The organism is Enterobacteriaceae bacterium Kacie_13 (genome assembly GCA_013457415.1).
Classification (GTDB): Bacteria; Pseudomonadota; Gammaproteobacteria; order Enterobacterales; family Enterobacteriaceae; genus Rahnella.
This window is the reverse complement of the sequence record CP045665.1, coordinates 710,259-724,827: the sequence shown is the minus strand read 5'-3', so window position 1 is coordinate 724,827 and position 14,569 is coordinate 710,259. Positions and strand designations below refer to the sequence as shown.

Here is a 14,569-nt window from a genome sequence, read left to right as displayed (position 1 = left end):
GCTCCTGATTTATTTGCCTGTAAGAACGGCGTTGTTGCGAGAAGCGCGGAAAGCGTTAATCAGTTCAATGAAGTGATCGAACAGCGGCGCGGCATCGTGCGGGCCCGGGCTGGCTTCAGGGTGACCCTGGAAACTGAATGCCGGTTTGTCCGTGCGGTGGATGCCCTGGACCGTGTGGTCGAACAACGATTTGTGGGTCACGCGCAGGTTCGCGGGGAGATTGTTTTCATCTACGGCGAAACCGTGGTTTTGCGCGGTAATCATCACCACATTGTTGTCGATATCTTTAACCGGATGGTTACCGCCGTGGTGGCCCAGTTTCATTTTCAGCGTTTTTGCGCCGCTGGCTAATGCCAGTAACTGATGACCGAGGCAGATCCCGAAGACCGGGATATCCGTTTCGAGGAACGTTTTGATGGCGGCGATGGCGTAGTCGCAAGGCTCCGGATCGCCCGGGCCGTTAGACAGGAAGATGCCATCCGGATTGAGTTTCAGCACGTCAGCGGCAGGCGTTTGCGCCGGAACCACCGTCAGGCGACAGCCGCGATCCACCAGCATGCGCAGGATGTTGCGTTTTGCACCGTAGTCGTAAGCCACCACATGCAAGGGCAGATCCTCTTCTTTCTTCGCTTCCGGCAGTTCACCTTCGAGCGTCCAGCTTCCTTGCTGCCAGCTGTAAGATTCTGCGGTGGTCACTTCTTTCGCCAAATCCATCCCTTTCAGGCCGGGGAACGCTTTGGCTTTTTGCATCGCCAGTTCCGCATCCGGAGAATCGCCCGCGATGATGCAGCCATTCTGTGCGCCTTTTTCACGTAACAGACGGGTCAGCTTGCGAGTATCAATGTCGGCGATGGCTACGATGTTGTTGCGCTTGAGGTAATCAGAAAGGTTTTCTTCACTGCGGTAGTTGCTGGCAATAAGAGGTAAGTCGCGAATGACCAGGCCCTGAGCGTGTACTGCGGAAGATTCTGCGTCTGCGGTATTGGTGCCGACATTACCGATATGGGGATAAGTGAGAGTGACAATCTGGCGGGAATAGGAAGGATCAGTGAGGATTTCTTGATAACCGGTCATCGACGTATTGAAGACCACTTCCCCCACTGCCGAACCTTCTGCCCCGATGGCCCGACCGTGGAATTGGGTTCCGTCTTCCAGAACCAATAGCGCTGACTTTATCAAAGCATCCTCCAAGAATAATAAATCACAATATTTGCATATTAATTCAGATAACCCGATCTAAATCAATGCAAAAATCGCTCCGGAAGCCAATTTTCGGCAAATTGGGCGCATTCTAATGAGGGCAGTTCGGTTTGTCTACCAAAAGCACCACTATTTCTCTATTTTTCGCACAACTCAGTGAAAAGGCTTCATCACAGCCATAAAAGCATAGCCTAAGTAAGTATAGTAACCGTTTGCGGAAGACGATGTATGAAAATCAGTGATGAAAGTAGATGTGGACCAGTAAGGGAGAACGGGTGAGTTTAAAAAACGTACAACGCGCAGGTTAAAAATGGAGTTAACAATAACAAATGCAAGCTATGTGCGCTATTTATGGTTAAGTTCGTATTTTCAAACAAAAAAGAGAAGGGCAATCAAGGAACTGCCCTTTTATCAAAACATTATGACCAAAACAACCACATCACATCAAAATTAGCCACTACAAATCATCTAACCCAAGCACGTCACGCATGTCATAAAGACCTGACTTATGCGAAGAAATCCACTTTCCTGCACGAACAGCACCATTTGCGAAGGTCATACGGCTGGAAGCCTTGTGAGTAATCTCAACCCGTTCTCCGATATCTGCAAACATCGCGGTGTGTTCACCGACAATATCGCCAGCACGGATGGTGGCAAAACCAATACTTTTTGGACAGCGCTCGCCGGTATGACCTTCACGGGCGTACACCGCGCACTCCTTGAGGTCACGCCCCAGTGCACCGGCAATTGCTTCGCCCATCGCCAGCGCAGTACCTGATGGCGCATCCACTTTATAGCGATGGTGTGCTTCAACAATTTCAATGTCGGTATAATCGCCCATCACTTTGGCGGCTTTCTCTAAAAGTTTGAGGACGACGTTTACGCCCACGCTGAAGTTGGCGGCGAAAACGACAGGAATAACCTCTGAAGCCTGCTTAATCGCGGCCTTACCGGCATCATCGAAGCCTGTAGTGCCGATAATCATGCCTTTATGGTGTTTCTGACAGAATTCCAGATGCACCAGCGTGCCTTCAGGCCGGGTGAAATCGATCAGCACATCGAAGTCATTTACTACGGCATTCAGATCTTCATTCACTTTGACGCCTGCACTTGCGATCCCCGCCAGTTCACCGGCGTCAGTACCGACAAGCGTTGAACCTGGACGTTCCAGCGCAGCGCCCAGCACCACACCTTCGGCTTCAGAAACGGCCTGGATCAGCTGTCGGCCCATACGACCACCTGCGCCAACGATGGCCATGCGAATATCAGCGTTACTCATAAATACTCTCTTTATATAGGGGTTCTGCCGTAAAACAGAATCAGGTTATCCACCCTGTAATCGGGTAGCCAGCAAAATTGCCTCATAATTAGAAAATTATGATACAGGCTGGTTAATATCAGTAAAAAGCATCTGATTTAAGGTTACCAACTTGAATGATTTGTGTTAATCAAACAGCCATCCTGGAACTGAGAGCGAAAAAGGCTGTAATAATCCGCAAAAAGTCACTTCGCATAACGATTCACTTTTGTGAATAAATATCATCATGTACTAGCGTTCTTTAAAACTCTCATCCACTTTTGTCTGCAGCGGACTAAGAAGATAGTCGATGACTTTGCGTTTACCCGTTTTGATTTCAGCGCTGACATTCATGCCCGCGACCAGATTAATTCGCTTGCCTTCAACCAGCAGGTAATTTTTATCGAGCGAGACGATTGCGCTGAAAACCAATCCCAGCTTCTCATTTTCGATCGCATCAAAACTGACGCTGGTGACTTTACCCGTGATGTAACCGTAACGGGTATAAGGGAAAGATTCAATTTTGACGACGACATCCTGCCCCACATTCACAAAACCAATATCTTTATTGGCGATCATCGTTTCAACTTCAATTTTATCGTCGAGAGGGACAATCGTCATGATTGCCTGCCCTTCCATAACGACGCCACCTAGCGTATGAAAAGCCATTTGCTGCACGGTTCCGTCTACCGGCGCCCTCAGGTTCATCAGCGATTGCCGCTGTTCGGTCCTTTCCAGTTGCCCGCGCAACTGTGGGATTTGTTCGTTCGCCTCACGAAGTGCGTCCAGCGTATCACGTTGGAACGTTTGAATATTCAGGCGTTTTTCCTGTTCGGCCTGATGGATGCTTTCTTCGATTTGCTGCGCCTGATTACGCAGGCTCTTGAGATCATGTTCATTCTGGATGGTCTTACTGTCTTGTTCATAATATTCATGTTGAGAAAGATATTTTTTTTCGAGAAGCGCCTGATAATCTTTGGAGCGTTGTAGTTCTATTTTTCGTATTTGCTCAAGTTTGTGTATTTGATCCCGATTAGAGCGAAGTTCAGCTAAATGCTGGCTGAGAATTGCCTGTAACTTGTCATTCTCTGCCGACCATGCCCCGAATTGATTTCTCGCTAATTCCTCTGCGTCTACCACCTCGGGTTGCTTTAATCCGTCCTGTATCGCCTCAGATTTATTAATTTCTATCAATCCGCCTTTCTCTATAACGTTCATCAGGGCGTCGTTACGCAGTTTTGTCAGCTGTGCCGCTTCCAAAGCCCGCCGGGATTGCTCAGAGTCACTGTCAGAGCCAATTCCACTCAGCTCAATAATTTTTTGTCCTGCGTGGACATAATCCCCGTTCTTGACATAAATATTTTTAACCACTGAGGTTTCCAGCGATTGAATTTGTTTACTATGCCCTGTAACAATGGTTTTTCCCTGAGTCACCGCAACAATATCTATCTTCCCAATCAGTGCCCATAGGAAAGCAATAAGCGTAAAGAATATAATTGTTCGTGCGACATATTTAGGCGCGACAGATATAGGCGTCTCTGTGATTTCCAGATTCGCCGGGAGAAATACCCGTTCATCTCCATCACGCTTCGGCGGGTCTAACCGGCTTCGCAATTTCCAGATTTCCCGCCACACCAGATAATATTTACCGCACAGTTCTTTTGATGCATGAATAAAAAGTTTCATATTTTATGATAAATAGAGTGTGTTTTTTAAAATAAATTACGCCGATTGAAGATCATGCAGAAAACGATAATAACCATTTTCTATTTTCAAAAGATCCTCGTGAGTTCCCTGTTCGACAATTTCACCTTTATCCATGGCGATAATTCTTTGTGCGAAACGGACGGTCGAAAGACGGTGGGCAATAATAAGGACTGTACGCTGCCGACAAATCGCCTGCATATTCTGCATAATCGCCCGTTCAGATTCATAGTCTAAAGCACTGGTCGCTTCGTCCAGTATTAAGATTTTTGGCTCTCCGACCAGCGCTCTGGCAATCGCCACCCTCTGCCGCTGTCCACCGGAAAGCCCCGCGCCTTGCTCTCCAACCACGGTGTCATACCCTTGCGCAAGTTCCATAATAAATTCATGGGCACCCGCCAGCTTTGCTGCATTGATTATTCTCTCCAGAGGCATACCGGGTTCGGATAACGCAATATTTTCCCGCACCGTACGGTTTAACAGAACATTTTCCTGCAAAACCACACCGATCTGCCGTCGTAACCACGTCGGATCAGCCAGGGCTAAATCGTTCCCATCAACCAGCACCCTTCCGCGCCCGGGGACATATAAGCGTTGCACGAGTTTTGTCAGCGTACTTTTCCCGGAACCTGAACGGCCTACGATGCCGATGACTTCATTCGCATTAATGGTCAGCGTCAGATCCTTTAATACTTCATAACCTTCCGGCCGATAGCGGAAATTTACCTGCTCAAAATCTATCTTTCCTGTGATTTCGGGTAAGGCTAAGCGGCTGGCCGTTTGTTCCGTAGGCGTATTCAAAATATCCCCAAGCCGTGCCACTGAAATACCGACTTGCTGGAAATCCTGCCACAGTTGAGCAAGACGAATAACCGGCGCAGCCACCTGCCCGGCGAGCATATTAAAGGCGATCAGTTGCCCGACCGTTAAATCGCCATCAATCACCAACCGAGCGCCCAGCCACAGCGTTGATACCATGACCAGTTTTTGAATAAGCTGAACACCCTGCTGTCCGATGGTCGCCAGCCGGGTCACCCTCAGACCCGCATGAACATATGACGCCAACAGCAGGTCCCAGTTACGCGTCATCTGAGGCTCAACCGCCATCGCTTTAATTGTGCCAACAGACGTCACCGACTCCACCAAAAATGACTGGCTGTCCGCATTGCGCGCAAACTTTTCGTTTAAACGAGCCCGCAACACCGGGCTGATGGTGGCGGACCAGATGGCATAACAAGGCAGTGAGATGAGTACAACCAGCGTCAGCCAGCCACTGTAGAACCACATCACGATAAGAAAAATGAATGAAAAACAGAGATCCATTACTGAAGTCAGCGCCTGACCGGTGAGGAAATTACGTATTTGTTCCAGCTCCCGCACGCGGGCAACGGTATCGCCCACACGACGCTTTTCGAACCAGGCCAGCGGCAGGGAAAAGAGATGACGAAATAGCCGGGCTCCCAGCTCGACGTCTATCCGGCTGGTAGTATGGGCAAAAATATACGTTCGCAGGCCACCCAGCGTGACCTCAAATATTATGATGACTAAAAGCGCTACGGCGACTACATCCAGCGTACTGAAACAACGGTGCACCAGGACTTTATCCATCACTACCTGAAAAAAAAGCGGAGTTATCAGGGCAAAGAATTGAATAACAGCGGAGGCAGCCAGAACTTCTAACAAAATCTTTCGGTATTTAATTACTGCGGGAATAAACCATAAAATAAACGGTTCTACCGACCCACAGATTAATGCGGCCAGAGAAGTTAATAAAGAATATCAAAAATTCCATGATTACGTTTCATCCATGCTGGTGATCCAAACGGTTTACCGTGAGGCTTTCTCTCTTATCACTCCTGATATAAAAGACGATTTTAGTGGATTCACATTGAATTTTTCTGCGTTTAACACTTATCTGGAAAATCTGAAAGAAAAGGATACCTATCGATTCCTTGATATGGTCAAAACTGCCTCGTCTTTACTCGTCAACTCACCTGACTTCGCGGGAGAAATGGCAGTTTTAAACCAATACACTGAAACCTATATTGTGAGCAGTGCGGCAAATGAAGCACTCACAGCACATTACTATAATCCTAATACCTACCTCTTCTCTGCCGGACATGGGCAGGACACGCTCGCTGATGGTGCAAATAATGTGAGCGAGAATGACACTCTGCGCTTTACAGGAGCCCGTTTTGCCGATGCCCGCTTCGAAAATAAAGACGGGGACCTGATCATTCGAGCCTATGGGAATGACGATAGCGTCAGACTTAAAGGATATTTTGGTCCGGCATATTGCCGGGGTTTTAGTTTCGCCTTTGACGATAAAACCCTTACTCTCGCCGATCTAGAAACGATAAGTATCCCAATAAAGGGTAGCTTCCTAAATGACTACCTTGTGGGCTGGTATGCTTCCAATGCAATAAGCGGCGGCGAAGGTAATGACACCCTCCTTGGCAACGATAGCAACGATACGCTGGATGGCGGTGCGGGCAACGACGCAATCTTTGGTCTTGACGACAATGATATTCTCAACGGAGGTGCCGGTAACGACACACTTTCCGGCGGTGCTGGCTCGGATACCTATCTTTTTGCCAAAGGCCATAATCAGGATGTTGTGACTGACATAATGCAAAATGCAGATGATATTGATTCGATCCAATTTACTGATGCCAACGTTCAGGATCTTTGGTTTTCGCGTGAAAATAGCCATTTACTGATCAGCGAAATAGGAACCAATGATTCTGTGACACTGAATGACTGGTTCTCTGGATCCGCCTATCAAAATAAAGTCATCAGCGTCGCTGACGGGCAATCTCTGGAAGCAACCCAGTTAGAACAGCTGGTGGACGCGATGGCGATATTTGCGGCCGGGCAAAGCGTAACGGCAATGCAACCCGACCAGATGAGAGAAAGTATGCAGATGATCAACAGTTCCGATTACTGGTCACGCTCATAGCACTTGAAGCTCTCCTGAGAGCCTTGCTCAGGGGAGATTCCCCCATTCCCTCGCACAGCTCCCATCGCAGACAAATCCAGCAATCGCGCAGATTTTCGGATCTAAATCATTAATTTTTTATTATATGGCATCAAATCGTATTGATTAAATCAATAAATATGATAATAAATAGCCAGCTAATTTTAACTGGCGAAATTTGATTTCTGACCGGTCAAAAATTAAGTAGCCTGAACGTATGAGGCGCGTCTTCACCCTTACCAGATTGTTATGAGTGAGGGGAAAATACAAAAACACACACGGCCAATTTCTCTGTGAGTTATTTAGAAACAGATAGTCATTTCAAAACAGAGTATTGGCGCAGGGACTTATATGAACTTCAAATTAAACAAAGTCACGCAAGTGGCAACGGCTGGCCTGTTATTCGGTCTGGCGTCTTTCGCTTCACACGCAGAAATCACGCTGATCAAGCAAGATCCACAACCTAACGATCCGCTGAGCCGCCTGCAATTCCAGGTAGGCGGGAGCATTCGTCCCCAGTTCCAGTTCCAGAATGGCGTGAAAAACTATAAAACCAACGGTTTTGATGGCGGTACACGTTTTCGTTTCTCTACTGATTATTATCTGTTTGATGATATCAGCTGGATTAACTACTACGAGCTGGGTGTCAATATCCCTGCCCTGACTGGCTGGGATAACCACTATGCAGCAGGCGCGCATAACACCTCCCGCCGTATGCTGTATACCGGTCTTAAAAGTAAAACCTACGGTCAGCTGACGTTTGGTCAGCAAAACAGCGTTTACTACGACGTGGTTGGTGCGAAAACCGATATCTGGGACTACGACATGCTCGCCCAGGCACCGGGCAATGGTGTGAACGGCGACTACGACGGTTCTTACCGTTCACGTAAAATGCTGAAATATAAAAACACCTTCGGCGATGCAGATGTGTATGCCTCTTACCTTTTTGAAGACAGCGAATTGCTGACCGGCAAAAATGGCCTGCGTTACAAACGTAACGGCGGCGGTTCTGTCGGCGTTGATTATCACATCACTAAAGATCTGACCTGGGGTACTGCGTACAACTACACCGACGCAGAGATGAGAAACCCGGGCGACAATACGTCCAAAGACTACAACCAAAGCATTGTGGGTACTGCGCTAAGCTGGAAACCAGGCAACTGGACAGCCTCCTTCGGCGGCGGTTACTACCATGACTTCCTGCAGACTGGCCTGAAAAATGAAGATCACTTCTTCGCGGGCGACGCGTACGGTCTGGAATACTTCCTGGGCTACGCTTTCCCAGTCAATCAGCTGGCGGTCAAAACCATTCAGCCATACTTCATGGGTGACCGTCTGACCTATGTGACTGGCCGCAATTACCAGCGTATTGATAACGGCCTCGGTGTGTCTTTCCAGCTCGATTACGGTTTCCGTGTTGATTACGAGCACGTGTTCACGTCTTCCACCGATAACCTCGGTGATATGAACCTGATCCGTCTGCGTTACGACTTCTAAGCCTTAACAACTGAATATCAGAGGGCCAGCTTTACGTCTTATTGACGGGCTGGCCCTTTCTTTTTACACCTTTTCTCCTATCCCACGCGGGCAAAGCCGGACTAGACTGAATACATCCACATCTCATCCTTCAAGGAGAGCTTTACGATGTCCGCATTATTCCGGTCCGACGTGACCGCCATTGGCGATTATCGAGCCGAATTGGGTGAAACACCCGTCTGGTGCCAGCGCACTCAATCATTATTGTGGGTCGATATTCTTGCCCAGCGCGTTTTGCGTTACTGGCCCGAGACAAAGAAAACTGAAATCCACGATTTACCCAGCGTAACCAGCGCCGTTCTGATGACGGAAAAACGAAATCAGTTTTTACTCGTCTCTCAGGATGGGATCCATCTGTACGATTACGAAAGTAAAAGCCGTCAGACGCTGTGCGGCTATCCCGGTGCAGAAGGCACACGTCCGAACGAAGCCGCTATCGCGCCGGATGGTTCACTGTGGTTTGGCACGCTTGATATCAAAGAGGAAAAAAATAACGGCGCGTGGTTTCGCTATGAATCCGGAACCGAGGCACCAGAAATGATGCTCGATAACGTCGGGATCACCAACACTCTCGTCTGGTTTGAAGGAAAAGTCTGGTTTGCGGACACCAAGAAAAACCGCTTCTACTCCGCTAATGCACGCCGTATAAATCCCCAGAAAATCTCCTGTTTCTCTTCCGGGGATAAATCTCCGGATGGTTCGGCGCTGGCGCAAAATGGGTGGCTGCTCACCGCCTGCTGGGGATCGAAATGTCTGTTACGCCAGCAAATCAATCAGGGTGAATTGCTTACTCTCGATACCGTGCCGGTACCGGTGACGCAGCCTAGCTGTTGTACCTTTGGAGGCCCGGACATGACCGATTTGTACATCACGTCAGCACGCAAAAATCTCGATACACCGCATGCGCTTGAAGGCGCATTGCTGCATGTACAAACGTCAACGGTGGGTGTACCGCAGAACCTATTCAAACTGCAAAAGGCATAATGCGGTCAGAACGCGCATAAAAAAAACCGGCCACAATTGAGCCGGTTTTTCATTTTTTGCATGTTGCCTGAGACAAATCAGTCGATCTGTTTCACGTCCACACGCAGTTCTTTTGGCACTTCGAACACGATATTCTCTTCGCGCCCTTCGATGTTAATCACATCCATTCCGCCAAAGGTTTTCAGCTTGCTTATCACATCCTGCACCAGGATATCCGGTGCGGAAGCACCCGCCGTGACACCGATGCTTTTGGCATCTTTCAGCCAGCTTTCCTGAATATCCGCCGCAGAATCGATCAGATAAGAAGGCACGCCGACGCGCTGAGCCAGCTCCGCCAGACGGTTGGAGTTAGAGGAGTTTTTTGACCCAACAACCAGCACCACATCCGCGCCATCGGCCAGCGTTCGGACGGCTTCCTGACGGTTAGTGGTGGCGTAGCAAATGTCATCTTTACGCGGCCCGATGATTTTCGGGAAGCGATCGCGCAACGCATCAATGATGGCCGAAGTGTCATCCACCGAGAGCGTAGTTTGCGTCATAAAACACAGGTTGTTTTCGTCTTTCACCTGCAATTTATAGACGTCTTCCGGCGCCTCGACCAGATACATGCCGCCTTTCGGATTGCTGTACTGCCCCATGGTGCCTTCCACTTCCGGATGACCGGCGTGACCAATCAGAATCGCTTCTGTGCCTTTTCGGCTGGCGCGCGCCACTTCCATATGCACTTTGGTCACCAGAGGACAGGTGGCGTCAAACAGCATCGTCAGGTCGCGTTCTTTCGCTTGGGCACGTACCGCCTGAGAAACACCGTGCGCAGAGAAAATCAGGATCGAACCGTCCGGCACTTCGCTGATTTGCTCGATGAAAATCGCACCGCGCTGACGCAGGCTATCGACCACATAACGGTTATGCACCACTTCGTGACGCACATAAATCGGTGCGCCATAAAGCTCAAGCGCACGTTCAACAATGCTGATGGCGCGATCAACACCCGCACAAAAACCGCGTGGGTTAGCCAGCAATATCTGCATGTTTCTCCTCCAGTTGCGGGTCAATTTCCAGCACTTCGATATCGAAATCGATGTGCTGTCCCGCCAGCGGATGATTGAAATCGACAGTGATAGAATCCTCTGTCACTTCACGCACTACGCCCGGCATTTCATTGCCGTCACGACCACTGAACAGCATGATGGTGCCGACATCCGGCACCCCGGTTTCCTGGAAATCACGACGCGAAAAGAACTGCACCAGATCCGGGCTTTTGGTACCGAAAGCCGATTCAGGGGACAGCGTGAAGGCATGTTTATCCCCGACGCTCAACCCGGTCAGCTGATTTTCCAGCGCGTCAGACAGGCTGCCGTCGCCGAGGCGAAACAGCGCAGGTTTTCCATTGGCGCGGGTAGATTCTGCCGTCGAACCATCTTCCAGCTTCAACGTAAAATGCACCAGCACAGCGCTGTCATGTTTCACCTGTTGAGACATATTTCTTATCCTTTGCTCTTCGCTGCTTCGTTCGGTTTCGCAAGGAAACCTTCCAGCACGACCAGCACTGCGCCGACGCAGATAAAGCTGTCGGCCAGATTAAAGATCGGGTAGTGCCAGTCGTTCACGTAGAAATCGATAAAGTCGATCACGAAGCCGTGCACCATGCGGTCAAACATGTTGCCCAGCGCGCCACCAATAATCATCGCAAATGCGATGTTATTCAGACGCTGCTTTGCACTGCTGCGGTACATCAGCACCAGCAGAACCACCACGATTACCAGCGCAATCGCGGTGAAGAACCAGCGCTGCCAGCCACCTTTATCCGCCAGGAAACTGAACGCCGCGCCTGGGTTGTGAGCGTAGGTCAGATTAAAGAACGGGATCAGCGGCATGGATTCACCGAGCTGAAAATGCCCCATGACCAGAAACTTACTGCCGAGATCGACGATAACGACGAGAACCGCCAGCCATAGCCAGCGGAGTCCGGTAGAACAGAAAGGTTTAGTCATTATGCAAACTTACGCTCTTCGCCGTCACCGGCAATGTTAGTCACACAACGGCCACAGATGTCGCTGTGTTCCGCGTTCTGGCCAATATCGGTGGTGAAATGCCAGCAGCGCGGGCACTTCTCACCTTCCGCTTTCGCCAGTCCGATTTTCAAGCCTTTCAGCAATTCGCTGGCCTGCGCTGAATCATCAGCTTCAGACAACGCGGCGACTTTCGCGCCGGAAGTCAGGAGCACAAAGCGCAGTTCGTTACCCAAAGAACGCAGGTCGGTTGCCAGCGCGTCATCGGCATACAAGGTCACAGCCGCTTCCAGAGAACCGCCCAGACGTTTATCAGCACGCGCCTGTTCAATCACTTTGTTCACTTCGCCACGCACTTTCAGCAATTCATCCCAGAACGCATCGTTCATGGATTCGTTACCGATCAGGCCAAACAGACCGTCGTACCATTCTTCGGTAAAGACGAACTTCTCGCGGCTACCCGGCAGTTCAGCCCAGATTTCATCAGCAGTGAAGGACATGATTGGCGCCATCCAGCGTACCAGTGCTTCGCAGATGTGATACAGCGCGGTCTGGCAGCTGCGGCGCGCAACGCTGTCGCTCTTCGCGGTGTACTGGCGATCTTTAATAATATCCAGATAGAAAGAGCCCATTTCGATCGAGCAGAACTGCATCAGACGCTGAACAACGCCATGGAAATCATAGGCTTCGTACGCGGCAATGATCTCGTCCTGTGCGGCTTTCGCGCGGCCAACGGCCCAGCGATCCAACACAACCATCTCTTCCGGTGCCACGCTGTGCAACGCCGGATCGAAACCGTTAAGGTTCGCCAGCAGGAAGCGCGCGGTGTTACGGATACGGCGATAAGAATCAGCAGCACGTTTCAGGATTTCGTCGGACACGGCGATTTCGCCGGTGTAATCCGTTGACGCCACCCACAGACGCAGAATGTCGCCACCCAACTTGTTCATTACGTCTTGCGGCGCAATGGTGTTACCGATGGATTTAGACATTTTACGGCCCTGACCATCCACGGTGAAGCCGTGGGTCAGCACTTGTTTGTAAGGCGCTTTGCCTTTCATCGCCGTCGAAATCATCAGAGAAGACATGAACCAGCCGCGATGCTGGTCTGAGCCTTCCAGATACAGATCCGGAGAATGACCGTTGAACTCAGGGCGCACATCCACAACGGAGGAGTGTGTAGAACCGGAGTCAAACCAGACGTCCAGCGTATCTGGCACTTTGACATAATCGGCAGCGTCTGCGCCCAGAATGTCTTCTGGGTTGAGATCCCACCACGCCTGGATGCCATCAGCTTCAACGCGTTTTGCGACTTCTTCCATCAGCTCAAGGCTGCGCGGATGAAGCTGCTCGGTATCTTTATGAACGAACAGAGACATCGGCACGCCCCACGTACGCTGACGGGAGATACACCAGTCAGGACGGTTAGCAACCATGTTTTCGATACGTGCCTGACCCCAGTCAGGGATCCATTGCACGCCCTTGATCTCTTCCAAAGACTTCTGACGTAAGCCTTTCTGATCCATGCTGATGAACCACTGTGGCGTAGCGCGGAAGATGATTGGCGTTTTGTGACGCCAGCAGCACGGGTAGCTGTGGTTGAGTTTCTCAACGTGCAGCAGTGCGCCTTTCTCACGCAGCAGTTCTACGATCAGATCATTAGCTTTAAAGACAAATTTGCCGTCCAGCGTCGGGTAAGTGCCTGGCAGGTAGCAGCCGTTCGGCCCCACCGGGTTAGCCACTTCCAGACCGTATTTCTGGCCGATAACAAAGTCGTCCGGGCCATGACCGGGTGCGGTATGCACAGCACCAGTACCGGCATCGAGGGTGACGTGATCACCAAGGATCGCTGGCACATCAAAACCGAGGAACGGATGCTGGAAGCGCAGAAGTTCAAGATCCGCACCTTTGCATTCGCCCAGCACAGTCCACTCAGAAACACCGGCGCGCTTCATCACGCTTTCAACCAGATCGGTGGCGAGGATCAGGCACTGGCCTTCAATCTGTACCAGCTGATAAGAGAACTCAGCGTTGAGTGAAATCGCGCGGTTAGCTGGCATGGTCCACGGGGTGGTGGTCCAGATGACCAAAGAAATCGGGCCATTGAAAGCAGTGGCACCAAATTTCGCCGCAACAGCGGCGGCATCAGTCGCATTAAACGTCACGTCGATAGACGGAGACACTTTGTCGTAATATTCGACTTCGGCTTCAGCCAGTGAAGAGCCGCAATCAGTACACCAGTGAACAGGTTTCGCACCTTTATGCAGGTGACCGTTCCCGATGATTTTACCCAGCGCACGAATGATGTTGGCTTCAGTTTTGAAGTCCATGGTCAGGTACGGGTGGTCCCAGTCACCGAGCACGCCCAGACGGATAAAGTCTTTCTTCTGACCTTCAACCTGTTCAGCGGCGTACTTGCGGCAGGCTTCACGGAATTCTGCGGCCGTGACTTTCTCACCCGGCTTACCGATCAACTGCTCAACTTTAAGTTCGATCGGCAGACCATGACAATCCCAGCCCGGAACATACGGCGCGTCGAAGCCCGCAAGCCCTTTGGACTTGATAATCATGTCTTTAAGAATTTTGTTTACTGAGTGACCAATATGAATGCTGCCGTTCGCATACGGAGGGCCGTCATGCAAAATAAAGGTTTTTTTGCCTTTCTTGGCAGCACGAATAATCCCGTACAGATCCTGGTCATACCAATTCTTCAGCATGTCAGGTTCACGCTTGGCCAGATCGCCACGCATCGGGAACCCTGTTTCCGGCAAATTCAGGGTGTTCTTGTAGTCACTCATAGATTCTCGGTTCCGTTTTTCGGCTGGATTCCAGGCGTTATGACACGCCTGTCAGTACAAG

At 50.2% G+C, this 14,569-nt stretch carries 10 protein-coding genes and 1 pseudogene; 3 read left to right on the top strand and 8 right to left on the bottom strand.

The annotated features are described in order from the left end of the window. Positions 1-9: 9 nt before the first annotated feature. The 4 genes and pseudogenes from carA to GE278_03295 all read right to left on the bottom strand — a co-directional run bounded on the left by carA (position 10) and on the right by GE278_03295 (position 5,920). Positions 10-1,179 (bottom strand): glutamine-hydrolyzing carbamoyl-phosphate synthase small subunit, encoded by a 1,170-nt coding sequence (carA, locus tag GE278_03310; protein QLK59872.1) that lies wholly within the window; start codon positions 1,177-1,179, stop codon positions 10-12. A gap of 478 nt (positions 1,180-1,657) precedes the next feature. Then, on the bottom strand, positions 1,658-2,479 hold the full coding sequence (gene dapB, locus GE278_03305; protein QLK59871.1) for a 4-hydroxy-tetrahydrodipicolinate reductase: 822 nt from the start codon (positions 2,477-2,479) through the stop codon (positions 1,658-1,660). Between the two features lie 270 nt (positions 2,480-2,749). Further along, positions 2,750-4,183 carry an HlyD family type I secretion periplasmic adaptor subunit gene (locus GE278_03300; GenBank protein ID QLK59870.1) on the bottom strand — a complete coding sequence of 478 codons (1,434 nt, stop codon included), beginning with the start codon at positions 4,181-4,183 and terminating at the stop codon, positions 2,750-2,752. Between the two features lie 36 nt (positions 4,184-4,219). After that, positions 4,220-5,920: pseudogene (locus GE278_03295) on the bottom strand (type I secretion system permease/ATPase). Between the two features lie 88 nt (positions 5,921-6,008). On the opposite strand from GE278_03295, the gene GE278_03290 reads away from it, so the two are divergent. The 3 genes from GE278_03290 (at position 6,009) to GE278_03280 (ending at position 9,698) form a co-directional block, all read left to right on the top strand. Then, entirely contained in the window at positions 6,009-7,160 is a 1,152-nt protein-coding gene (locus GE278_03290; protein QLK59869.1) for a hypothetical protein, read from the top strand. Between the two features lie 369 nt (positions 7,161-7,529). Next, positions 7,530-8,675 (top strand): porin, encoded by a 1,146-nt coding sequence (locus tag GE278_03285; protein ID QLK59868.1) that lies wholly within the window; start codon positions 7,530-7,532, stop codon positions 8,673-8,675. A 147-nt stretch (positions 8,676-8,822) separates the two neighbouring features. Then, on the top strand, positions 8,823-9,698 hold the full coding sequence (locus GE278_03280) for an SMP-30/gluconolactonase/LRE family protein (protein QLK59867.1): 876 nt from the start codon (positions 8,823-8,825) through the stop codon (positions 9,696-9,698). 77 nt (positions 9,699-9,775) lie between these two features. On the opposite strand, the gene ispH is transcribed toward GE278_03280, so the two are convergent. The 4 genes from ispH to ileS are packed head-to-tail and all read right to left on the bottom strand — an operon-like array spanning position 9,776 to position 14,508. After that, positions 9,776-10,729: a 4-hydroxy-3-methylbut-2-enyl diphosphate reductase gene (gene ispH / locus GE278_03275; GenBank protein QLK59866.1), complete on the bottom strand. Its 954-nt coding sequence runs from the start codon at positions 10,727-10,729 to the stop codon at positions 9,776-9,778. After that, positions 10,710-11,180, bottom strand: a complete 471-nt coding sequence (fkpB, locus tag GE278_03270; GenBank protein QLK59865.1) for an FKBP-type peptidyl-prolyl cis-trans isomerase — start codon at positions 11,178-11,180, stop codon at positions 10,710-10,712. Before fkpB ends, ispH begins: the two co-directional genes overlap by 20 nt. A gap of 5 nt (positions 11,181-11,185) precedes the next feature. Continuing rightward, positions 11,186-11,692, bottom strand: coding sequence for a lipoprotein signal peptidase (locus GE278_03265; GenBank protein QLK59864.1), 507 nt, complete (start codon positions 11,690-11,692; stop codon positions 11,186-11,188). Next, positions 11,692-14,508 (bottom strand): isoleucine--tRNA ligase, encoded by a 2,817-nt coding sequence (gene ileS / locus GE278_03260; protein ID QLK59863.1) that lies wholly within the window; start codon positions 14,506-14,508, stop codon positions 11,692-11,694. The genes GE278_03265 and ileS overlap by 1 nt, the downstream gene beginning before the upstream one ends. Positions 14,509-14,569 lie beyond the last annotated feature (61 nt).

Bases quoted from the DNA above. Each gene is read 5' to 3' on its own strand.
- dapB (QLK59871.1), bottom strand. From the start codon at position 2,479: ATGAGTAACGCTGATATTCGCATGGCCATCGTTGGCGCAGGTGGTCGT.
- GE278_03300 (QLK59870.1), bottom strand. From the start codon at position 4,183: ATGAAACTTTTTATTCATGCATCAAAAGAACTGTGCGGTAAATATTAT.
- GE278_03290 (QLK59869.1), top strand. From the start codon at position 6,009: ATGCTGGTGATCCAAACGGTTTACCGTGAGGCTTTCTCTCTTATCACT.
- GE278_03285 (QLK59868.1), top strand. From the start codon at position 7,530: ATGAACTTCAAATTAAACAAAGTCACGCAAGTGGCAACGGCTGGCCTG.
- GE278_03280 (QLK59867.1), top strand. From the start codon at position 8,823: ATGTCCGCATTATTCCGGTCCGACGTGACCGCCATTGGCGATTATCGA.
- ispH (QLK59866.1), bottom strand. From the start codon at position 10,729: ATGCAGATATTGCTGGCTAACCCACGCGGTTTTTGTGCGGGTGTTGAT.
- fkpB (QLK59865.1), bottom strand. From the start codon at position 11,180: ATGTCTCAACAGGTGAAACATGACAGCGCTGTGCTGGTGCATTTTACG.
- GE278_03265 (QLK59864.1), bottom strand. From the start codon at position 11,692: ATGACTAAACCTTTCTGTTCTACCGGACTCCGCTGGCTATGGCTGGCG.
- ileS (QLK59863.1), bottom strand. From the start codon at position 14,508: ATGAGTGACTACAAGAACACCCTGAATTTGCCGGAAACAGGGTTCCCG.